Raw genomic sequence first — 22588 nt, forward strand, 5'->3', positions numbered from 1 at the left:
TTTCGAGTCCAGTCTTCCGATTCTACGCCGACGCGGCCCTGACCACCGAGCTGGCCAACCTCAGCGTCAGCCCGACGGTGACCACGAGCTACTACGTGACCGTGGCAGGCGACGGGGTCTGCGAAAATTCCCCCGGCCAAGCCGCTGTGCTGACTGTTGATGTAAATACGGCTGCAACCGCCGCCGACATCAATGTGTCGGACCTGACGATCTGCGAAGGGGAAAGCGTGGTGCTTTCCGCCCTTTCCGGCACGGTTTCGAGTCCAGTCTTCCGATTCTACGCCGACGCGGCCCTGACCACCGAGCTGGCCAACCTCAGCGTCAGCCCGACGGTGACCACGAGCTACTACGTGACCGTGGCAGGCGACGGGGTCTGCGAAAATGCTCCCGGCCAAGCCGCTGTCCTGACTGTTAATGTGAACGCTACCGCGGCTCCGGTTATAGCCAATCCAAACCAAAGTTTCTGTGCTTCAAGCGCTCCGGCTTTGGCTTCGATTTCTGTCGAAGGGGAGGGGATCGTGTGGTATGCCTCTGAGATTGGAGGAATACCTTTGGCTGCATCCACAATTTTGGAAAATGGCAAAAGCTATTTTGCTGCTAGGGTGGATTCAGATACGAACTGCGAAAGTAAAGACCGGGCGAGGGTGACCGTTTCCTTGGTCAATTGTGATGCGGGTGAAGGACTTTTGGTCGTTAAAGCCGCCGAAAGCGCGACCGTAACTGCCGGAGAGACTTTCACCTACTCCATTGCGGTGGTCAATACCAATTCAACTCCGATTTCCAATGTGACCGTGACGGACGTCTTGGATGCCAAGCTGAGATACGAAAACTCAAGCAACTCAGGCCAATTTGCATCAGGAGCGGTGGTGTGGAATATTCCATCGGTTCCGGCGAATTCGGCCCTTGACTTGACGGTTTGGGTGTCTACCTCCTCCGATCTTGCCCCAGGCACGCAAATCTCCAACGTGGCGGTGGCGTCCAGCCCGGATGACCCGGAGGGGCCAAAAGAGTCCGACCCGGCGGTGGTGACAGTGGAAAAAGCCGCAAACCTTACCATTACCAAGACAGCCGGTTCTCCAACGGTTTTAGCAGGAGGGAACTTGGAGTACACGATCCGTGTGGCCAACGCCGGTCCTAGCGATGCGGCAGAGTTGACCGTCACGGATGCCTTGGCCGCAGGCCTGGTGTTCGGCTCGGCAGGTCAGGACGGGGTTCATTCCGAGGGTATGGTGACCTGGGAGATCGCTTCTTTGGCAGCAGGCGAAAGCGTGGAGCTGACGCTGGTTGTTTCCCTGGCTGCGGACTTGGCAGCAGGTACCCAGCTTTCCAACGTGGCGGTGGTATCCAGCCCGGATGATCCGGATGGTCCAAAAGAGTCCGACCCGGCGGTGGTGACGGTTGAAAATGCAGCAAAACTTTCCGTTACCAAGACAGCCAGTTCTTCAACGGCTTTGGCAGGAGGGGACTTGGAGTACACGATCCGCGTGGCCAACGCCGGTCCTAGCGATGCGGCGGAGTTGACCGTCACGGATGCCTTGGCCGCAGGCCTGGTGTTCGGTTCGGCAGGCCAGGGCGGGGTTCATTCCGAGGGTCTAGTGACCTGGAAGATCGCTTCTTTGGCAGCAGGCGAAAGCGTGGAGCTGACATTGGTTGTTTCCCTGGCTGCGGATTTGGCAGCAGGTACCCAGCTTTCCAACGTGGCGGTGGTATCCAGCCCGGATGATCCGGATGGGCCAAAAGAGTCAGATCCGGCGGTGGTGACGGTGCAAGACCCTCGGCCTCTAGCCATTTCCAAGCTTCCTAGCATTGAAGAAGCGAAAGTAGGCCAAGGCTACAGCTACGTGATCACGGTTTCAAATACTTCACTGGTGACACTGGAGCAGGTACTCGTGCAGGATAGACTTCCTCTTGGATTGTCCTTTGTCGCGGCAAGTGGTGCAGGGGAGTTCGAGGACGGAGTGGTCTCTTGGCTGGTTCCAAGCCTAGCAGCTGGAGAAAGCATGGCCCTGCAGCTTCAGGTAGTGGTCAACGGGGATGCTGTCGTCGGACAAGTGATCCACAACGTCGCCACGGTTTCGGTAGATGCCGGACTGGGAAGTCCACAAGAGTCGGACCGTGGAAACGGAGTATTGATCATCGCAGACCCTGATGGAGAGCCCGAGCCGGCACAGACCAGTCTTTCGCTCACCAAGACGGCCGACCTTCAGTCGGTGGCGCTGGGAGGTATGGTGACCTACACGATCAGCGTAGTGAACACCGGCACAAGCCCAGCCTATGATCTGGTGCTGACCGACAGTATCCCTCTGGGTACCCTGCCGATCCAGACCACGCCTCAAGGGGACGTTGGGGAAAAAGCCGTCACCTGGACCAGGGGTTCACTGGATCCTGGTGCCGTATGGGAAGTGGAGATTCAGCTGATGGTGACAGACGCTGGAGTTCCTTTGGTCAACTGGGTTTTTGCCTCAGGAAGAAACTTCCCTCCGGTAAGATCCAGCTCTGCGCCGATCCAAATTGAGGCTGCCCAAAACGAAGTGGATCTCCGAGTCCAAAAAGAGGTTTCCGCATCCCTAGTCAATTTGGGGGCTGAGTTTGAGTATAAAATCACACTCCAAAACAACAGTGCCTCTACGGCCAACGCGGTGGTGGTCACGGACGTGTTGTCCCCGCTCGTCAGGCTGGTTGACGTGTCGGCAAGCTCCGGATCGGCGAGCTATGACTCGGAAAACCATACCGTCACTTGGACGCTGGAGACCATGTCCGCAAACAGCTCCCAATTCCTGACCATCAAAGTGGTGGCCTTGAGCGCAGGGCTGGTCAGCAATACCGCCCAAGTAAGCTCCGAGGATCTGGAGACCGAGCCTATGGACAATACTGACACGGTGTCCCATACGCAGATGGAATTTGAAATCCCCAATGCCATCACGCCAAACGGAGACGGTGTCAACGACACCTGGGTGATCAAGGGCTTGAGGGAATTCTTTGCCACCAACAAGGTCACCATCGTCAACAGATGGGGAGTGGAGGTGTACAAGTCCTCCAACTACCAAAACGACTGGAGCGGTGGAAACCTCAACGGCGGCACCTACTTCTACCAGCTGGAGGTAAGGGATAGCTCGGGCAAGGAGCACACATTCACAGGTTTTATCACGCTTATCAAATAAGGATATGAAATTATTTAGGCTAGTACTTCTTTCTATTGTGTTGGTTTTTAGTGTTGTGAATGAGGGGTTTGCGCAGCAGATCCCCCAGTTTAGCCAATACATTTTCAATCCTGTCTACATCAATCCGGCCTATGCCGGATACAAGCAAGAGCTGTATTTGCAGTCTTTTTACCGAAAGCAATGGACAGGTGTCGCTGGCAGCCCGGAGACCTTTGGGGTGGCCGGGGACGTGTATCTGCCGGAATCGAGACTGGGAATTGGGGGACAGGTCATCAGCGATAGGGTCGGCGCCCAGCGCACCAGCGCCGTCTATGGCAACCTGTCCTACCATTTGCAGCTCAGAGACACGCGCTACCTGAGCTTTGGTACGGCGGTGGGATTGGTCAATTCCACGCTGGACGGAGAGCTGCTTCACTATGGTTCGGACGACGACCCGACCATGGCTGCCGGGAGGGAACAGGTTTTTTATCCCGACCTCAAGGCGGGCCTGTTTCTCTATGACCAGCAGTTTTTCCTGGGCTTGTCCGTGGACCAGATGATATCGAGCCTGTTGGACTTGGACAAAGGTGACATGATGATCCAGCCCGTACCCCATGCCTACCTTTCTGGGGGATTGTTTCTGGACCTGTCGAGCAGCCTGTCCCTGCTTCCATCATTCATGTACATGGACGATTTCAAAGCGCCGGCCAGGCTGGATTTGAATACCTCCCTGGTGATCAACGACGCGGTATGGATAGGTGGGGGATATAGGATGGGAATAGACATGCCCGGCAGGGAAATCCAGGCAGGGCTGTCCAAATCGGCGGCCGTGATAGGTACCGTCCAGGTGTTGATCAGGGAAAGTCTCCGGCTGGGATATGCCTATGACCACAATGTGTCTGGCGTTTCGGTCAAGGACTTTTCCTCCCACGACATCTCCATTTCCTATTTGTTTCCCCCCAAGCGGGTGAGACTTGTTTCCCCTAGATATTTCTGATATGCATAGACACTACGCGCTGATTGCTTTATTCCTGGTTTTGGTTTATTCCTGCAAGTCTGTGTCCCAGCGGGACTACAGGAAGGGCCAGCGGCAGGTGGACAACTTGAATTATTTTTTGGGAATAGATTATTTTTTGAAAAGTTGGGATAGATCACCCCAGCCTGAGTCGGCGCGCGCGCTGGCTCAGGCCTATTTTCACCTTCGTGATTTCCAGCAGGCTGAGGAATGGTACAGCAAGCTCAATCGGGACGGCAGTCTGCTCGAGGAAGACCTGCTGCCTTTTGCCGAAGTGCTCATTGCCAATTCCAAGTATTCAGAAGCTGCCAGAATACTCTCCCTGGCACAGGATAAGCAGGAGCCGCGTTGGGTTAGGCTGTCCAGCACCGCTGCGCAGGCCGCTGAACAGCTCAATCAGGCTTCCGGTTTCTCCGTATCCGCTCTTTCGGAGGTCAATACCGCCTACGATGAGTTTGGCCCCAGCCTCACCGAGGACAGCCTCTTGCTTTTTGTCTCCGACCGACTGGAGGGGAAAGTCAGGCACATAGATGCCAACAATGCGCTAAAAAGCGATCTCTACGGCTGGACAGGCAATGGCTTCCTGAAAGTGTATGAGGCCAGATGGAAAGAAGACCCCACAAACCTCGAGGGGGCAGTGGCGGGCAGTGCCGATTTCCAGAGCAAGCTGCACATCGGGCCGGTGGCAAAGGCCGATGAAATGGATTTTGCCACGATCACGCAGCAGCAGAAGTTTGTCAAGACGGACAAGAAGTGCTCCGCGAGAAACTACACGCTTTTCCCCGAGCTGTTTTTCAGGGACAACCAGGCGAGAGATGCCGGCTTTGTCAGTTTTTCCTTTAACTCCCCGTTTAAATATTCCGTCTCGGATCCCTTTTACCACGCCCAGAGCAGACGGCTGTATTTTTCCTCGGACATGCAGGGTGGTTTCGGCGAGGCGGATCTGTACTACGTGGACTATCTGGGTGATGGGCGTTGGGGCCAGCCGGTGAATCTCGGCGAAGCGGTCAATACCACGGGCAGGGAAAGGAGTCCGTTTTTGGCGGAGTCAGGCAGTCTTTACTTTTCCAGTGAGGGACACCCTGGCCTGGGAGGCTTGGATGTCTTTGTGGCCGAATACGTGGACGACTCCTACCAAGCTCCCCAAAATCTCGGCAGCCCGATCAATTCCAATCGGGATGATTTCGGCTTTTTCAAAGCAGAGAAAGCCAAAGGTCTCGCATTTTTTGCCTCGGACAGGGGGGGAGGGAGGGGATTGGATGACATCTATTTTGCGAGGGAAAAAGCGGTGAAATTCACGCTGCAGGGGAAAGTCTATGACTTGACTAGCAATGAACTGCTGGCAGAAGCGGTGGTGACCCTGGCAGATCGGGATGGACAGCAGTTGGGCGTGTATGTCTCCCAAGCGGATGGAAGCTTTCGCTTCCAGGTGGAGCCGGGTGGAGAGCTTCGGCTTTCGGGTCGGAAAACCGGCTACCTGAATTCGGAGCTGCTTTCTCTATCCATTCCCCTCTCCAGCGATCCGGCAGACTCGGTCTTGGTGCGGGATATCTTTCTGGACAAGATCGAAGTCGGAAAAGTGTATAGCCTGGAAAATATCTATTACGACTTTGACAAGTGGGAAATCAGGGAAGACGCCAAGCCCGAGCTCGAAAAGCTACTCAGGATCATGAACGAAAACCCTACTTTGAAAATCGAGCTCCATTCCCACACGGATTCGAGAGGTCCCGCGGAATACAACCTTACGCTTTCCGACAAGCGGGCCCATTCGGTCGTCGCCTATCTGGAGTCGAGGGGGATCCGGGCAGGTAGGATGGTTGCGGTTGGTTTTGGGGAGGAAAAGCTGCTCAACGCCTGCGGTGACAGCGCTGTCTGTACCGAAGTGCAGCACCAGCAAAACAGAAGGACGGAGTTCAAAATAACGGAGTACTGAGGCCTACGGGCCTTTTTACTTTTCAACCAAGTCCTTCTCAGCCTGGAAGATCCGCTCCCGATGTCGCATGCCCCAATCGGCCAGCGCATTGAATACCGGATCGAGGGAATGGCCGTACTCGGTCAGGGAATACTCCACCGTGACGGGGACGGTGTCGTGGACAGTTCGCTTGACGAGCTCGTTGGCCTCCAGCTCCCGCAGCTCCTTGGAGAGCATGCGGTCGGTGATTTTTGGGATTTCCTTGGCTATCTGGCCAAATCTTTTGTTTCCAAACTGCAGCGTGATCAGGATGGGCAGTTTCCACTTGCCATTGAGGACGTAGAGGGCGTCGGTCACGGGCTGGACCATCCTCATGCAGTTGGAATGGGTACGGGGTTGTTCGCAGAGCTTTTCCATGGGGGTAGTTTGCTATACTCAAGTATAGTGCTATACAACGGTATAGTACTTACAAATGTATAGCAAATGTACCTAGTTTTGGCACGTAATCAAAAACAACTAAACCATGAAAAAGAACAAGGTTATTTTCTGGACTACCACTGCCATCGTATCGGGAATGATGCTTTTCAGCGGATTTCTGTACCTCACCAGCCCCGACTTGGAGGCTGCTTTCACCCATTTGGGCTTTCCAGCCTACTTCCGGATCGAACTGGGGCTGGCCAAGCTGATCGGCGCCCTCTTGCTGCTGATCCCTGCCGTACCAGCGACCCTAAAGCTGTTTGCCTACTTTGGGTTCGGCTTGACCTTTGTGTCCGCCATCGTAGCCCACATCGCCTCAGGGGATGCGATGAGTGTCTCGTTTGCGCCTTTCGTCTTTCTGGTGTTGCTGGTCGTATCCTATGGATATTGGGGTAAAATAGAGGAGAAAAAGCCCGTTTTTGCCTAAAAACCAAGAGGCTGGCCCAGATCAGGCCAGCCTCTTGTCTTTAAACTTTACTTGCATTTTCGCCCTCAAAACGAGTGGCTTTCGCAAAGGCTAGCGGATTTCTATGCTGTATTTTTTGGTCTCCGAAGCTCCCGCTGCCAGAACTCTTATCCCTTCTTTTTCAGCCAGCAGTCCAGAGTGGTCTGCGGAATCGGCGATGCCGAGCCAAGGTTCGAGGCACACAAAGGGAGCGCCTGGCTTGGCCCAGATGCCCAGGTAGTCAAAGTCGCCAAACTCCATTTTCAGAACCGGGCCTTTGTCTCGATGGCTCAGGGAAACCTCCCTCGAGTTGAGGTGTTTGAAGATCAGCGCATCCTGGTCAAACAGGTGTGCATGCAGCGGGATGCTGGCCTTGTCGTCCAGCACGAGATCGCCTTTCCCTCCGATCAGTCCTTCGGGTGTGATCATCCAGGTGCTGTCTTTTTCTTTTTGGGGAAACTCCACGCTATACTCCTCCAGACGCTCGCCCGGAAGCAGCGGGCAGTTGAAGGCTGGGTGCCCTCCGAGGGAGTAATAAAGCGCCTGGTCTCCGGTGTTGGTGACGGTGTGCGAGACTTCCAGTTTTTTTCCTGAAAGGGAAAAACTGACCTCTAGGCGAAACTCAAACGGATATACGGCCCGAGTCTCATCATTGGACTCCACGGAGAAGACCAGCAGGCTTGCTTCCTGCCGGACAAGTTTGGGTAAAGTGGAGTTGCGCACAAATCCGTGTTTGGGCAGCGCGTAGTCTTTTCCCTGAAAGCTCGTTTTCCCGCCCTTCAGCGCGCCGATGATGGGGAAGAGTATCGGCGCTTGCCCAGTCCAAAACTGGGCATCTCCCTGCCAAAGGTATTCTTGGCCGCTGGCCTTGGACTGGATGGAGCTCAGCTCCATTCCTTTGAGCTTCACTTGGACGCGAAGGGACTCGGATTCGATGGTGTGGTGCATAGATCTGGGAAAAATTTGGGCGGGAAAGATAGGGATTGGAAAAGGGATAATCTGCCTTTTTCGGGAAAGTATCCGGCCATTTTCCACGGGCGATTGCCGTTTCGGTTCTTTTGCTTGCCCTGATGTCCCTGCCCCTTGGAGTGGAAGTTTTTCCCGTTTGTGCGAAGCCGGCCCTGGACTGCGTAGCCTTGCGCCTGTTGCGGTACTGTGGATAAGGCGTGTTTTTGCTTGCCCAAAACCATTATTGTGGACAACTTTAGACTATGAAACACCCATTTCTTGGAGTTTTGGTGGCGCTGATCGTCTCTGCCTGCTCTACCCAGCCCCAGTCCTCCCGAAATATGGATCGATACCCGGATGACTTTGCGAGAGTTTTGGAAGCCCATGGAGGGCTGGTACAGTGGGATGCGATGAAAACGCTCCGCTTTGGGATCCCAAAAGAAGGCTTTGAGGAGGTGCATACCATAGACTTGCATTCGAGGATGGACAGAGTCGAATCTCCAGCCTATGACATTGGCTTCGACGGGACCAGCGCCTGGTCCAAAGACAAAGCCGAGAAATACGAAGGGGATCCTTCTTTCAGGCATGACCTTATGTTTTATTTTTTCGCGATGCCCTTTGTCTTGGCAGATGAAGGGATCAACTATGGCGAGACCGAGCCTCTGGAGCATGAGGGAAAAAGCTATCCAGGCATCAAAATCACCTTCAACAATGGGGTAGGGGCTTCCTCGGAAGACGTGTATTTCCTCTACTACGAGCCCAGCAGCTATCAAATGGCTTGGCTAGGGTATAGGGCTACTTTTGGGAAAGAACTGAAGCCGGGCCCGCCAAGCATCATCAAGTACGATCAATGGGCGGCAGTCGAGGGAGTGACTCTTCCGGCCTCCATTGCATGGCAGCAGGTGGAAAATGGGCAAATCCTAGGCGATAGAAATCGGGTGGATTTCATCGGCGTCACACTTGCCGATGAGGCTAGGCCAGCGGACTTTTATTCCAAAGAGTGGGTGGAGACCAAGTAGTCGCAGGTCGATGATTTGATGGAAGTGTTTTTGGCTGGGCGAAGCCAAAGCGATGGACGTATCGGGTCGCAGGTCTTTTTCCTGTGAAGCCCCGACCTTTTTTTGTACTTTGGGATAAAGCCCAATTGACCATGCGACCAACCTTCTCCGGAATCCTTCCATTCCTGCTTGTCTATGCTTTTTTTGCCTGCGAGACTGCGACTACTTCAACACAACGCCCTCTTTTTGACGGGCAGTCATTCGAGGGTTGGGAGGGCGATACGCTGGATACCTGGAGAATAGCCGAAGGGATGATCCTGGGAGGATCGCTGCTGGAGACCGTCCCCCACAATGACTTTTTGGTCACCGAGCGGGAATACGGCGATTTCATTCTTACCCTAAAAATCAAGCTGAGCGGAGAGGAGGGCTTCATCAATTCTGGTGTCCAGTTTCACTCGCAGCGTCTGGCCGACCCGCCCTACGAAATGACCGGCTACCAGGCCGACTGGGGCCAGGGCTACTGGGCTAGCCTCTATGACGAGTCTCGGCGCAACAAAACCCTTGCGGCCCCAGACTCCGCCCAAATCATGGATTGGATCAAAATAGGCGACTGGAACGATTACAAGATCCACGCTGAGAATGGCCGCATCCAGCTTTTCATCAATGGCCACCAAACCGTCGACTACACTGAGCGCGATGCCGGGATTCCACAGTTGGGGCGCATTGGAATCCAGATCCACGGGGGCGGCAAGGCCCAGGTCGCCGTCAAGGATCTTTGGATAGAAGAACTCAGCGGAGGCCGATAGTCCCCCAGGCCCATTCGCGAGTAAACCATTTGACAATAGCCCACTAAATCTATAACCCGATAAACCCGCCGTCTATGCGCCTCCGCTTTTTTCCCCTGTTTTTGTTGTTTGTTCTGTTCATGGTTTCGGTAAAAGCCCAAGACTCCAAGCCAGACCGGGAATTCCATCTCGAGGCTACGATGCTTGGGTATTTTGCCAAAGATGGCAGCAGAAACCCCACGCTGAAAGCCAAAAAAGGGGAGACCGTCCGCATCACCATCACCAACGGCGAGATCATGACGCATGACGTAGCCATGGAAAAGCTCGGGATCAAAAGCGAAACCATCTTTGACAAGGGGCTCTCTACCAGCATCACCTTCGTGGCGGTGGAGGACGATACCTACTACTGCACCGTGCCGGGACATCGGGCGGCAGGCATGGTGGGGGACTTTCGACTGCTGCGCGAGGGGGAAACCGAAGAGATCCCTGGAGGGATGCTGCCCGTGAAAGATGGGCAGCCGCTCAATTTCAATTTTGAGACCGGCGACTTAAGCAACTGGACGGCGGAAGGGGAGGCGTTCCGTAATCCTCTGGTTAAAGCCGACCCCTCTCCACTTCACGGCGAAGAGGGACCGATCTTCTTCGAGGGGAAAAACTTCCTCAGCAGCGGAGGCCTGAAAAACTACACGCTCACCGGAACGCTTACCTCCGATCCTTTTGAGGTCACTGCGCCATTTGCGGCATTTCGGGTTTCGGGTGGTGCTTTGGTGGATACCCGGGTGGAGTTGGTTTTGGCGGAAAGCCAAAAGGTCATCTTCGAGTCCACAGGCCAAGGCAGGGCAACCCTGCAGCCCGTGGTGGCAGACTTGACCCCGTTTTTGGGACAACAAATCCAGATCAAAGTGATTGACAATGAAACCGGTATTTCGCAGATTCCCTATATCAAGGACGATCAGTGGGCGCACATCAATTTTGACGATTTCCGCTTTTACCCCACGCGCCCCAATTTTCCCAACGAGCTGGACAAAGAGGACATCATCGTCCTGCCTCCGCTGGATCCGGTACTGAACGCGGGACTTTCCGGGGAGGCTGCCGCCGCAGCGATGACCCCACCTCCGGGATTCAAGGTAACTCTGGCCGCTGCTGAGCCCGATATAGTCCGCCCGATTAGTTTTACCATCGATGCAAGAAACCGCCTTTGGGTAGTGGAGGGACACACCTATCCCGAGCCAGCGCCCGAGGGACAGGGCAGAGACCGGATTCTGATCTTTGAGGACACGGATGGAGACGGGACGCTGGACAGCCGCAAGGTCTTTGCCGAAGGACTGAACTTGGTCAGCGGCATCGAGGTCGGCATGGGTGGGGTTTGGCTGGGAGCGGCGCCCTACCTGCTTTTCATCCCCATCGACTACGCGACCGACAAGCCTGCCGGTCCTGCGCAAAAGCTGCTTGACGGATGGGGAACCCAGGATACACACGAGGTGCTCAACAACCTACGCTGGGGTCCGGACGGCTGGCTGTATGGCACGCATGGCGTCTTTACCCATTCCAACGTGGGCAAACCCGGTGCTCCTGATGCCGATCGTACCAAAATCAACGCGGGAGTCTGGAGGTATCATCCGACCCGGCATGAGTTTGAAGTCTTCGCAGAAGGAAGCAGCAATCCCTGGGGCATAGACTTCAATAGCTACGGGCATTCCTTTATCACCGTCTGCGTCATTCCCCACCTTTATTACGTGGTGCAGGGAGCCAGGTACCAGCGCCAGGCGGGCAAGCATTTCAATCCCTACACCTTTGACGACATCAAAACCATCGGCGACCACGTGCACTGGCTGGGGGATAGAGGGCCACATGCCGGCAACTTCCGCTCGGCCGCTGCCGGGGGAGGACATGCCCATGCTGGGGCCATGATCTACTTGGGAGGTGAAAAGTGGCCCGAGGAGTACCGCAATGCGATTTTCATGAACAATATCAACGGCGCGAGGCTCAATATCGACTTGCTCGAAAAGTCGGGTTCCGGCTACATCGGCCGACACCACGAGGACTTCATGGCGATGAACGACTCCTGGTCCCAGTGGCTCAATTTCAAGTACGATGCCAGCGGGTCGGTCTTTGCCATCGATTGGTACGACAAAAACCAATGCCACAGTCCCAATCCCGATGTCCACGACAAAACCCTCGGCAGGATCTTCAAGATCAGCCACGAAAGCGATGTCTTTGTGAAAGAAAACCTCTACGAAGCCTCCGATCTGGAACTGGCCTACTACCAGACCCACGACAACGAATGGTATGCCCGTCAGTCGCGGATGATCCTGCAGGAGAGAGGTGGCAACCGAAAGTCCCAAAAGGCCCTCAAAGCCATCCTTTCCGACGATCCGGATGTGGCCCATCAGCTCCGTGCCTTGTGGACATTGCACGCGATGAGTGCGATGAGTGAGAAGGAAATGCATTCCCTACTCTCCAACTCCAACGAGTATCTCCGTAGCTGGGCTATTCAGCTTCTGGCCGAGAGCAAATCCGTCTCTGACCTGACTCTGGCCAAATTCACCGACATGGCAAAGGCGGATTCTTCTCCTATGGTGAGGCTCTACCTCGCCTCTGCGCTGCTTCGCCTGGATGCGAGCCAGCGCTGGGAGGTACTTGCTGCCCTGTCCCAGCACGCCGAGGATGCCGTTGACCACAATCTTCCTCTGATGCTGTGGTATGCGCTCGAGCCGCTGACGGACTTGGATGCGAAGCGGGCTTTGGTGTTGGCGGAGAATGCGAAGATCCCTCTGCTGCTGGAGTACACTTGGCAGAAGCTGGGTGAAAAGAATGTGTCCGAATCCTCAGAGCTCAGCCACGCCCATCACTGACAGCTGTTTGAGTCGCTATCCTGCTTCAGGAGAAGCAGGATAGCGAATTTAACCCAAAAGTATCACCTTCACGGTCACCAGCAGCTGGCCGAAGTGGCGCTGCGCGTGCTCAGCGGCGTGGAAAAGCAGTCCGCCGACCGTCGAAGGCAGCTGTGCCCTTCCTACCGGTCTGTAGTCCGCAAGGGTGGAGTCATCGGTTTTCGCCAAGAGTTCCACGTACTTTCCAATTTGGTGATCCAGCTGTCCGAGCAGGGACGCTGTGGTGATTTGGGAGTTTTCTATTCCCTCGGCCTTTAGGAAGTCAAATTGGCTTTCGCTCAGGGCTTCCGCTTTGGAATAGCTCATCATCCGGTCCAGCACGCCTGCGATATGCTGGAGGTGAAATGCCGGACTGGCCAATTCCGCGGGTTTTTCCCAAAGAAGTGAAGAAGGAAAGTCCTCCATCAGGGTGTGGACTTCCTCCTGCATCTGCAGGATGGCGTGTGCTGCGGGTTGCAAAAGGGGAGAAAGGCCTGGAATCGGTCCTCTCAGCCATACTTCGGGTTGCTTGCTCATAGGGCCAAGATAGGGAATCGCGCGTTTTTAGTGCTGGATCAAGGCCTAAAGACTGTCCAAATCCTTCCTGTAAAAGCAGATACCTAGATCGCAAGGGATGGTTTTACCGGAAATGCCGAGCTTGTGTTTTGACGAAGATCAAAACTGATATTTTTTTAATAATCGCAGGGTTCATAGCATTGTTAGTTGAAATGTTTTGTTCATTTTTCGGGAAATTCAACGATGATGAAATCACTGTTTTCTTTCCTGCTGCTGGGGGTCTTGTTTTTTTCCTGTATAGAGGATGAGGGCATCGAAAATCCGGTGGAATTAGACGGGAGGCTAAATATCAGCCTGGTTCCGCGCTATCCGCTCCAAGCCGAAGACTTTTGGGTAGTAATACATGATTTGGAGGGCAAGCCGATTGCCCACCAACAAATGCCTTCCGGCGGGACGATGGGGGTGGAATTGGACGATTCCAAACGCTATCACCTCACCACCTATCTCAAAACCCGGAATGGTGACTTTCAGTCAGAGTTGTTGGAGACTTATGCATACATCTCCGTAGCAGAAGATATCACGTTGGGTTTGTCGCCTACTAGCGCGCCGACTCCCCCAGTCACGGGAGATTTCCGGGTAGATATGACTGGTGTGGAGTTTCCTTTTGGTGCCTATGTGACCAGCAATATAGGCGGAATGAACCATAGCTTTCAGCTGGTAAATGGCCATTTGGAGATGACCGCAAGCTACCATCAAGGAGTCACAGACTATATGGTGGTGGCCAAAGATCAAAATGGCCAAACCCGCTACAAAATGCTGAAAGTCACAGGTCCCGATGCCAAGCTTTCCTATAAGTTTTCTGACTTGAATGCCTATGATCGAACGATGAAGTTTAAGAGATCGGACTTCAGTCAGTTTTATTTTTCCTCTGTTGCCTTGGATAGGACCGACTCCGGATTTGCCCGACGCTACCGTGTCAACGGCAATAACTATGGGGTGAGTTTTGATGCCCATTCCGAATACGAGCTGGGATTCATCAACAGCTTCGAACTCTATGAGATCGTGATTTCCGGAAACCGCTCTGCCAATGCCAAGACCTTTTTCACCTACAGAAAAATAGGTGCCGTTCCAGCCTCGATCTCCCTTCCGATCGAACACACCGTGCAGCCGCAAAGTCAGCTGGTTTCTGATTTTCGCTTTACCAAGCCTCCAGGTGTCACCAATTGGTTTGCGGTTTGGGATCAGTCTGATCGCTTCGTAGGCCCGCCTTACGCCTCACTGCGTTGGTTTGTATTCGGCAGTGAGTCGTCCGTGCAGCTCTCTCTTCCAGCGGAACTAGTGATGCTCAATCCCAAGTTGCAGAACCTTGCGAACTTCAAGCTTGAATCCACGGAAATCGTCACACATAGCCAGTCATACGATGAGCAGATGCGTGGCAAGCTGGTCGAACTGGCCAAGCCAACAACTTTGGAAATGACCTCCATTCGGCAAAGTTTTTTCTAGGCAGGTAGGGTAAAGCGCTTTGATGCCCTCTGGAGCAATGTCCCACTTGATTAAAAGCCTTATATTCGTTCGCAAAACTTAGTGTTGGCGGAAGTGAAAACGCGTGAGAAGCCGGGCGATTCCGCGACCTAAAAAGCACAGTGAAATGATCGAGAAAAAGCATCTATGCATTGTCTCGGGTCACTATCCGAAGGGCGTTCTCTTTGCCGAATTGACCGAAAATATTCTGCGGGAATACGCCCAGACCCACGGCTATGACTTGTATTACGATTCAGAGACAGCAGTACCTTTCGAGGTGTCGGAGTTACATTTTCGCAGATGCCTGCTTTTAAGCAAAGCTGCCGAAGCGTTTCCGGATGCGGAGTGGTACCTCTGGCTCGATACCGATATTTACATTCAGGCCATGGACAGGCGTATAGAGGAGTTTATCGACCTAAGCGATCCCGGAGTTCTGTATCATGTTTTCCACGAAAAGCCCTGGGGCTATCCGGTGAATACGGGGGTGAAGCTCGTGCACCGCGACGCCATGCACTGGGAGGAAGAGATCTATGCCCAACGGAAAGGCTGCCCTTTTCCCTACGAGCAAAAGCTCGTGATCGACTACATCGTGCCGAAATACGGGAACCAGGTGGTGATCCACGACCCGGAAAAGTTGAATTGCCTGTACGGGACTCACGACCATCAGGCCGCGCTCTTTGTACATGTCTGTGGCCGCAGCGAGGTAAACCGCAATCTGATCGTCCTGAAGAATACCCGAAGCCTGCTGAAAGGCCGAGGCAGATTGCTTGACAACCGCTACTACCGGAATTTTCTCTTTTACTACACCAAGAATTACATCCTGAAAATCACCCAGGCAGCGACTAGGAAACTGAAAGGGCAGAAATCCTTTGTCGGCAAATAGCAGCGCCGAATGCATTTGGATAGTGCCATCGGTGCTTACTGTTCGAAAAAGAGCGGCAAAATCCAGATATTGGTCGTATGCAGGAGAGTTTGGAATCACTTTTACATCGTGTCGCCCAGTGCAGGATTTGTGAAAAGGATCTCCCCCTTGGCCCTCGACCCGTGCTGTCCGCACATCCCGATTGTAAAGTCCTCATCATAGGCCAGGCTCCGGGTACGAAGGTGCATGCGACTGGGATTCCTTGGAACGATCCCAGCGGGGACAACCTCCGCCGCTGGCTGGAAGTGGACCGGGAGCTTTTCTACGATCCAAAAGTCTTCGGCATCATCCCCATGGGCTTTTGCTACCCCGGTAGGGGCAAAGGAGGAGACCTGCCGCCCCGCCCGGAATGCGCCCCCACTTGGCATGGAGCTTTGCGCCAGCACCTTCCCAATCTCCGGCTGACCTTGCTGATCGGCAGCTATGCGCAGGCCTATTATTTGGGTGCCGAAAGGAAAGGTACGCTCACCGAGACGGTCAGGAATTTCGAAAGCTATCTGCCGCAGTATTTTCCCCTCGTCCACCCATCTCCAAGAAACAGGCTTTGGATGCGGCGCAATCCTTGGTTTGAGGAAAGGGTGGTTCCCAGGCTAAGGCAGACCGTGTGGGAAATCATCGGAAAATTCGACGTTTGAGTCTTTCAGTATTCGATATCGGCTTAAAACCAACAGGGCTGGTTGCAATACCAAATACCAGCCCTCCATCCCAAGTCTTTTGGCGTTTGTGGAACTGTCCCAGAAATCAATCTCTTACCAAGCCCTGAATCCGAATCTCCCCGATCAGCCCGGAAGGCATGGGGTCCCATGCTTTGGCGTCGAAAGGCTGGTAATCCTTGTTGACCATGTTGATCTCGTGGAAGATCTTCCATTCCTTGCCGGAAAGCTCCAAAGCCCGGATTCTATTGGCGGAGAGGTTGGTGACTTCGATGCGGAGTTGGTTGTCGTGCTCCCGTAGCCGGGGAAGAACGATTTCAAAAGGGTTGGCCCAGAGCGTTCCGACGTACTCCCCGTTGAGGTAGATGCGGGCGCTTTCCCGTACCTCGGGGAGCTGCAGGAGCCAAGCCTCGGCCCCGCCTGCTGGCCGGTCAAAGCTCATCTCATAGGCCGCGGTCCCGCTGAAGGCTTCCGCGTCGGCATTCAGTTCCGTCCAGGATTTCAGCTGCGTCAGGGTTTGCGCAGCGGGCAGGGCAGGGCCTCCTTCCAAAAAGCCAAGCTGGTACGGGCCTGCGATAGCTTGCGGGGCACCTTCTGGCTTCCAGTAGCTCCAGGCCTCCGAAGAGGTCTTTGCCCCCACGATCACAAACATGCTTTGACCGGCCTTCAACTGCACACGAACCTGCTTTTTCCCTCCCTCGCTTCTGGTCTGGGCCGTTCCCATTTTTCCGGAATACGGATCAAACAGGCTGATTTCCTCCCCGTCTGCATTCAGCAGGATGTAAGCGTCCACGTCTTTTGCCAGATGGTTCACGAGGTAGTAGGCGCTGCCTTGCTCGGTCTTTCTCCGGATGAATTTCAACCCAGTTTCCACCAAACTTTCCGGTAAAATCTGCGAAGCCTTCAGCGTCCCGATAAAATCCTCCGTGACCGTCACCGAGCGGTTCAATGTTTCGAGCTGAGTCAGTCTTTTTTCGAGTTCAAACTGCCCAGGAACGGACTCGGGCTTCCCGAGGAAAAGGACCTTTCCCCCGTTTTTCTTTAGCTCCAGCAGCTTTTCGAGGGTTTCCAGCGGCATGAGTCCTACCTGTGGCACCACGATGGCCTGGTAGCTTGCGCCTTTGAATCGGATTTTTCCCTTTTCCACCCGGGCGCTCTGCACAAATTCATCCGAGAAAAAGTCCAGGGAGTAGCCCTCCTTCATCAAGCCCACACCGGCTTGGTAGAAGGGCGTGTCCAGCAGCCACTCGCCCAGGGAGTGGATCTTAAACTGGAAGAAAGTCGCTCCTTCATAGTACTTGTCCCAGTTGTCATAGACGGGCCAGTAGAGTGCGATTTCGTTGTCCGGCTGCCCGCTCTGCAGGATGCGCTGGCAGTTTTCCACATAGGTAAAAAAAGCCGGCGAATCTCTCCATATCGTGAGCTGGGGGCTAAAGTTGACCGAGGCGTAAAATTTCCAGCCCGGCCATTCCGCTCCGGGATCGGTGTAGGTGGAGCCGTGGAGGAAGGTGTGGTTGATCCCGCTGAGGAAGAGCTCTTCCAATTCGGGTTTGGCCTGGGAAAGGGCGGTTTTGAAGTGGTCCCGCAGCCAGGTGAAGGTCTCCGAGGACACCAGGGGCTTGCCGGTCATGTGGGCAGCGGAGGAGGAAAACTTCAGCATCATGGGGTCGGCGTCGCCGGGGCGGATATCGGCCTCCTCGCGTCTCAGTCCGGGGATGTCAAAAGGCATGGAGCCGAAAGTTTCCGCCTCGGGGATGTCAGCCGTGGCATAGAGGTCGAGGAGATTGCCGGGCGAGCCGTGGGGCCTGAAGCTTGGTCACATATCCCTTGGCATTGGCCCAGGCCGTCCAGGGGCGGTCAAACTCGACTTTCAGCAGGTCGCCTAGGGTTTCGCGGTAGTCGCTGCGCACGCGGTTGGCGAGCTCGGAGTCTGTCTTCTCGATCAGCAGATGGAGGTAGGGCCGGAGATCGTATCCGCGCAGCTTTGCGAAGGCCTCCAAAAATCCCGGCGTGAAATCCGCTCCATAGACCTCAAAGCTGTCGTTGAAGATCGCCCGAACGGGGGCCTTGAGCTTCTGGTCATAGGGAATCACATAGTCGGCTAAGGCCGCTCTGGAATAGTGGTCCAGCGTGAACCCCTCGCCACCCGGCGCGGCGCGCTTGACCTTTTGGCCGGTTTTGGCCTCATAGACCGCATAGACCTTCAGGTCCTGGGGCGGAGTCCACTGCAGTTGGCTGTTTTGGATTTTTTCACTCAGATCTTCGAAAAAGCCGCCTTCTCCATAGGCCAGTACCGCCACGAGCTTGGACTCGGGTTTTGCGGGACTGAGGTTTTGGGCAAAGCTTTCTCCCTTTTTCAACTCAAAAGCCTGATGCTCCAGTCGGGTCGCGGCATGCGCTGGCTCCACTTGCGGGCCACCGTAGGGCCAGCCCGTACCCAAGACCATGTCCACGCCCATGCCCAGGCTGTCGGCCAGCTGCGTGGTGTAGTCAAGCATCTCCAGGTACTGGGGAGAAAGAAAGGGGAGGAAGTTGCCCTCTTGGCCCTTCACCCCGTAGATGGGCGTGATCTCCACGCCTCCGATGCCCGCCTTGTGAAAGGCCGTGAGCTGCGCTTTGATGCCCGCTTTGCTCACCGCAGAGCCCATCCACCACCAGCGTGTCCAGGCTTTGGTGCTTTGGGCCTGGAGGGAAAAAGTGCTGAGCAAAAGCAGCAGGGCGCTGAGGACGGTCTTTTTTAGGTTCATAGGTAGAGGAGTAAGGGGCTGGAATATAGGGGTTGGACAGGCAAATAGCATCCTGCTGCAGGCTAATTCGGGAGGATGGAGCACTGCGGGAGCGAATTTTTTTGAAGGGACAGTCTAGCTACGTTGTCTGGCCAGCAATTTCTAGGATCTGCCCCTAGAGCGGACAGAAGCAGGGTTTTTGTTTGCAAATACTTGTAAATCAATGTTGAATAAGTCTGGTTTCGCCTGCGCTTTGACCAAAAAGAGATGCAATCTTTTGGCCTTGGGCGGAACAATTACAGGCAAAATGGCCTTACCCTACTAGACAATTTCCCAAACTAGCCGATCCGTCGGTTTTCGGTAAACTTCCTTTTCCCCGGCCGTCTCACGTGACGGTATGCGGGCCATGCCGATACCAAAGTCCTGTTTTCCTTCTTTTGCTGCTGCATCATCCACGCGATTGCAGTGATTTTACACACCACAACCTATTAACTACATGGAAACTCTATTGGAACAAGAATTCTTCGGAAACACCGTCCAAGCCTACGCCATTGTCCTAGGCGGCATTTTGCTTGGATTCCTTCTCGTCACCGCTTTCAAGAAAATCCTCCTGAGGCGGCTGCACGCACTCGTCGCCAAGACGGACAACAGCTACGATGACTTTGCCGTGGAGACGGTGAGCAAATTCATGGTGCCGATGGTGTACTTTGTCATCATCTATGCCGGGCTCAAGACCCTGGTATGGCCGGAGCGCTTCGCCAACATTCTAGAGGTGGTCTTTGTCGTCATTTTGACCTATTACGCCATCCGCTTTGTCTCAAGCGTGATCCTTATGCTCCTGCGTACCTACATCAGGGGCCAGGAAGGAGGAGAGGAAAAAGTCAAGCAGATGGGTGGAATCATCCTGATAGTGAACGTGGTGATTTGGATCACGGGACTGGTATTCATGTTTGGCAACCTCGGCTATGACGTCACGGCGATCATCGCGGGGATGGGGATAGGCGGTATCGCCATCGCCCTTGCTGCGCAGAATATCCTCGGTGACCTGTTCAACTATTTCGTGATCTTTTTTGACCGCCCCTTTGAGGTCGGGGATTTTCTCGTGATCGGGGACAAAAACGGCGTCGTGGAAAAGATCGGGATCAAGACTACCCGCGTGGCCACCCTGTCCGGAGAGCAGTTGGTCTTTTCCAACAGTGACCTGACCAGCTCCCGCATCCACAACTACAAGAAGATGCAGCGCCGGAGGATTGTCTTCGCCGTGGGAGTCACCTACGAGACGTCCCCAGAAGACCTGAGAGCCATCCCTTCCCTGCTGCAGGAGATCGTGTCTGCCCAGAAGGACGTGACTTTTGACCGGGCGCACTTCAAGGCTTTCGGGGATTCCAGCCTGGACTTTGAGATCGTGTACTACGTGGAAAACGCCGAATACAATGCCTACATGGACATACAGCAGGAGATCAACCTGCAGATCTATGAGCAGCTCGGTAACCGCGGCATTTCCCTCGCATTCCCTACGCGTACGCTCTACATCCGCAACGAAAACGGGATGAAGTTTCACGTCAACCGGAGCGAGGTCGCGGCCGTGGAAAACGGTTCCAGTCAAAACTGACCTTAGTCTTCAACCCAAAATTTTTGCCACAGGTGCGGAGGTTGACTCCTGCATCTGTGGCTTTTTTGTGTGAAAACTTGGGGGCGAGGTGCCGGCATCGCTTGGCCAAAACCTTTTGAAGGAGGGAATGGAACATCCGGATTTTCTCAGGACATTAGGCCTTTGGTAAAACTCTATCCCTTGGCCTCAGAATTCCCTTTTCGAGTAAAGTCTGCATGCTGCCGCATCTGCATCGCCCTGATTGCTTTGGCGATTTTTTCCTCAGTCGCTTGGGCTCAGGATGACGGAGTATTCAGGGGCAAAATGCTGGCGCAGGGCTACTGCGCCTCCTGCCACGCCTTCCCGGAGCCTTCGCTTTTGCCCAAGGAAACATGGGCCAAGAAGGTCTTGCCGCAAATGGCTGCCTACATGGGCTTCAAGGCGGCTCAGGACAGTCTGGGGATTTGGGAGGAAAAGACCGCCGAGGAGATTGCCATCCTGAGAAAGCTGGACAGCTACCCCGCTTCGAGTCAGCTCCCCGCTCGGGATTTTCAGGCTATCGTGGCCTATTATGGCCAAGAAGCGCCGGTAGAATTGCCTGCCCAGATCCCCAAGGTGTCGCCGGAGATTTTGGAGCATTTTGCCGCAAAAGAGCTCTTCATCGAAGGGATCAAAAGCCCTCAAACCAGCCTCGTGGCGATCAACGAGGAGAGGGGAGAATTGCTAATCTCCGACGCAGGCAGCCTGCAGCTCTACGCCAAAGACACCCAAGACGAGCTCTTTACCCTTCCTCCCATATCCAGCCCGGCAGTACATTTCCTGAAAAGATCCCCCAACGTGTACGACTTCATCACCATCGGCTCGATCGCACCCAGCGATCTTTCCCAAGGAGCGGTGTATCAAATAGACCTCAACGAAGGCACTTGGGGCCAGGTCATGGACGACTTGGCGCGACCTGTCTATGGACTCTGGGAAGATTTGGAAAAGGACGGCAAGCCCGACCTGCTGCTGTGCAACTATGGCCATCATGGTGGGGGATTGGTTATTTATCCCGATGGCGATGCGGGCGTAGAGCCCACCAGACTGGGTGGAGCGGGAGCCAGGAGGGTGGAGGTCGCCGACCTAAACCGCGACGGCGTATCGGATATCGTGGCCCTTTTTTGCCAGGGGGATGAGCGGATCTCGGTTTTTTATGGAAAGGGCGGTGGCGACTTTGAGCCGGAAAAGATTCTCCTCCGCTTTCCGCCGGTCATGGGTAGCAGCTATTTTGAGCTGCGGGACATGGATGGGGACGGAGCGCTGGATATCCTTCTCAGCAACGGTGACAACTGGGACTATTCCTCTGTGCTGAAGCCTTACCATGGTTTTCGCATCTATACCGACCAGGGTGGGGGACGCTATGAGGAGGCTTGGTTTTATCCCCAATACGGCGCAGCCAAGATGATGGCGCTGGATTTTGACGGTGATGGGGATCTGGACTTGGCTACCATCGCCTTCTATGACGAGCTGGCCGAGGCGGAGCAGCAGTTTCTTCTTTTTGAAAACCTCGGTGGGCTGGGCTTTAGGCCCTTTTTTATCCCAGAGGCCTCGCTCGCCAAGTGGCTGACCATGGATGTGGGTGACCTGGATGGGGATGGGGACGCGGATATCGTCCTCGGAGCCTATGCACACAACACCCTGGAATACACCAAGCTCCTCCTACGGGGCATCTCTGAGATTCCCAATGTGCTGATCCTCGAAAACAATCTATCCGGAAAATAGTTGGGGAAGCCGAGCTGGGGTAGGGTTCCACCGCCGCTGGCAAATGGGGCGGGCAGAAATCGCGCTCGCCAAAATCAGGGAATGGAATATGCTGCTCAGGCGGGAAATTGGCTTCTTTGGGTTTTGTCCCAAAAAGAGACCGAAAAATCGATGAAAATATTTGGAGGGAGGGCTGCATTTGAAATCCCCTCATTTGCCTCTCGTAGGTGTTAATCTGTCTTTTGCGTGCTGCAGGTTTTTGTGCTCCGACCTCTGCCCAAACAGGACTAGATCAAACCAAAGCTGTTTTATATATTGGATGCCAA

17 protein-coding genes are annotated in these 22588 nt (G+C 54.5%); 12 read left to right on the plus strand and 5 right to left on the minus strand.

Annotated features, from left to right (window positions below; all coding sequences use genetic code 11):
* The 3 genes from J0A68_RS19005 to J0A68_RS19015 all read left to right on the plus strand — a co-directional run.
* Positions 1–3161: T9SS type B sorting domain-containing protein (locus J0A68_RS19005; protein ID WP_206579829.1), on the plus strand; the 3161-nt coding region annotated here is incomplete at its 5' end.
* Positions 3162–3165: 4 nt separating this feature from the next.
* Positions 3166–4137, plus strand: a complete 972-nt coding sequence (locus tag J0A68_RS19010) for a PorP/SprF family type IX secretion system membrane protein (protein WP_206579830.1) — start codon at positions 3166–3168, stop codon at positions 4135–4137.
* Position 4138: 1 nt separating this feature from the next.
* Positions 4139–6088, plus strand: coding sequence for an OmpA family protein (locus tag J0A68_RS19015; protein WP_206579831.1), 1950 nt, complete (start codon positions 4139–4141; stop codon positions 6086–6088).
* Between the two features lie 15 nt (positions 6089–6103).
* Here the strand turns inward: J0A68_RS19015 and J0A68_RS19020 are convergent, their stop codons facing one another.
* Complete coding sequence (locus J0A68_RS19020) at positions 6104–6484, minus strand: winged helix-turn-helix transcriptional regulator (RefSeq protein ID WP_206579832.1); 381 nt, start codon at positions 6482–6484, stop codon at positions 6104–6106.
* Positions 6485–6590: 106 nt separating this feature from the next.
* On the opposite strand from J0A68_RS19020, the gene J0A68_RS19025 reads away from it, so the two are divergent.
* Complete coding sequence (locus J0A68_RS19025; RefSeq protein ID WP_206579833.1) at positions 6591–6971, plus strand: DoxX family protein; 381 nt, start codon at positions 6591–6593, stop codon at positions 6969–6971.
* Between the two features lie 90 nt (positions 6972–7061).
* On the opposite strand, the gene J0A68_RS19030 is transcribed toward J0A68_RS19025, so the two are convergent.
* The gene (locus tag J0A68_RS19030) at positions 7062–7937 is read right to left on the minus strand and encodes an aldose 1-epimerase family protein (protein WP_206579834.1); all 876 of its coding nucleotides are present in this window, start codon (positions 7935–7937) and stop codon (positions 7062–7064) included.
* A gap of 263 nt (positions 7938–8200) precedes the next feature.
* Between J0A68_RS19030 and J0A68_RS19035 the strand changes: the two genes are divergently transcribed.
* The 3 genes from J0A68_RS19035 to J0A68_RS19045 all read left to right on the plus strand — a co-directional run bounded on the left by J0A68_RS19035 (position 8201) and on the right by J0A68_RS19045 (position 12575).
* Positions 8201–8956, plus strand: a complete 756-nt coding sequence (locus J0A68_RS19035; protein WP_206579835.1) for a DUF6503 family protein — start codon at positions 8201–8203, stop codon at positions 8954–8956.
* 131 nt (positions 8957–9087) lie between these two features.
* Positions 9088–9741 carry a 3-keto-disaccharide hydrolase gene (locus tag J0A68_RS19040; RefSeq protein WP_206579836.1) on the plus strand — a complete coding sequence of 218 codons (654 nt, stop codon included), beginning with the start codon at positions 9088–9090 and terminating at the stop codon, positions 9739–9741.
* Positions 9742–9815: 74 nt separating this feature from the next.
* Positions 9816–12575 carry a PVC-type heme-binding CxxCH protein gene (locus tag J0A68_RS19045; RefSeq protein ID WP_206579837.1) on the plus strand — a complete coding sequence of 920 codons (2760 nt, stop codon included), beginning with the start codon at positions 9816–9818 and terminating at the stop codon, positions 12573–12575.
* 48 nt (positions 12576–12623) lie between these two features.
* Here the strand turns inward: J0A68_RS19045 and J0A68_RS19050 are convergent, their stop codons facing one another.
* Positions 12624–13130 (minus strand): DinB family protein, encoded by a 507-nt coding sequence (locus J0A68_RS19050; RefSeq protein WP_206579838.1) that lies wholly within the window; start codon positions 13128–13130, stop codon positions 12624–12626.
* Positions 13131–13355: 225 nt separating this feature from the next.
* Here J0A68_RS19050 and J0A68_RS19055 point away from each other — a divergent pair, with 225 nt between their 5' ends.
* The 3 genes from J0A68_RS19055 (at position 13356) to J0A68_RS19065 (ending at position 16187) form a co-directional block, all read left to right on the plus strand.
* Positions 13356–14612, plus strand: a complete 1257-nt coding sequence (locus J0A68_RS19055) for a hypothetical protein (RefSeq protein ID WP_206579839.1) — start codon at positions 13356–13358, stop codon at positions 14610–14612.
* A 145-nt stretch (positions 14613–14757) separates the two neighbouring features.
* Positions 14758–15513: a glycosyltransferase family protein gene (locus J0A68_RS19060; protein ID WP_206579840.1), complete on the plus strand. Its 756-nt coding sequence runs from the start codon at positions 14758–14760 to the stop codon at positions 15511–15513.
* Between the two features lie 161 nt (positions 15514–15674).
* Positions 15675–16187, plus strand: coding sequence for a uracil-DNA glycosylase family protein (locus tag J0A68_RS19065; RefSeq protein WP_438839576.1), 513 nt, complete (start codon positions 15675–15677; stop codon positions 16185–16187).
* Between the two features lie 106 nt (positions 16188–16293).
* Here the strand turns inward: J0A68_RS19065 and J0A68_RS19070 are convergent, their stop codons facing one another.
* Positions 16294–17934: a glycosyl hydrolase gene (locus tag J0A68_RS19070; RefSeq protein WP_206579842.1), complete on the minus strand. Its 1641-nt coding sequence runs from the start codon at positions 17932–17934 to the stop codon at positions 16294–16296.
* Between the two features lie 28 nt (positions 17935–17962).
* Positions 17963–18952 carry a glycosyl hydrolase gene (locus tag J0A68_RS19075; protein WP_206579843.1) on the minus strand — a complete coding sequence of 330 codons (990 nt, stop codon included), beginning with the start codon at positions 18950–18952 and terminating at the stop codon, positions 17963–17965.
* Positions 18953–19427: 475 nt separating this feature from the next.
* Here J0A68_RS19075 and J0A68_RS19080 point away from each other — a divergent pair, with 475 nt between their 5' ends.
* Both J0A68_RS19080 and J0A68_RS19085 read left to right on the plus strand, forming a co-directional pair.
* Positions 19428–20543, plus strand: a complete 1116-nt coding sequence (locus tag J0A68_RS19080) for a mechanosensitive ion channel family protein (RefSeq protein WP_206579844.1) — start codon at positions 19428–19430, stop codon at positions 20541–20543.
* A gap of 180 nt (positions 20544–20723) precedes the next feature.
* Positions 20724–22283: an FG-GAP repeat domain-containing protein gene (locus J0A68_RS19085; protein WP_236025669.1), complete on the plus strand. Its 1560-nt coding sequence runs from the start codon at positions 20724–20726 to the stop codon at positions 22281–22283.
* Positions 22284–22588 lie beyond the last annotated feature (305 nt).

It is taken from the genome of Algoriphagus oliviformis (assembly GCF_017254915.1).
In the GTDB taxonomy this organism is placed as follows: Bacteria; Bacteroidota; Bacteroidia; order Cytophagales; family Cyclobacteriaceae; genus Algoriphagus; species Algoriphagus oliviformis.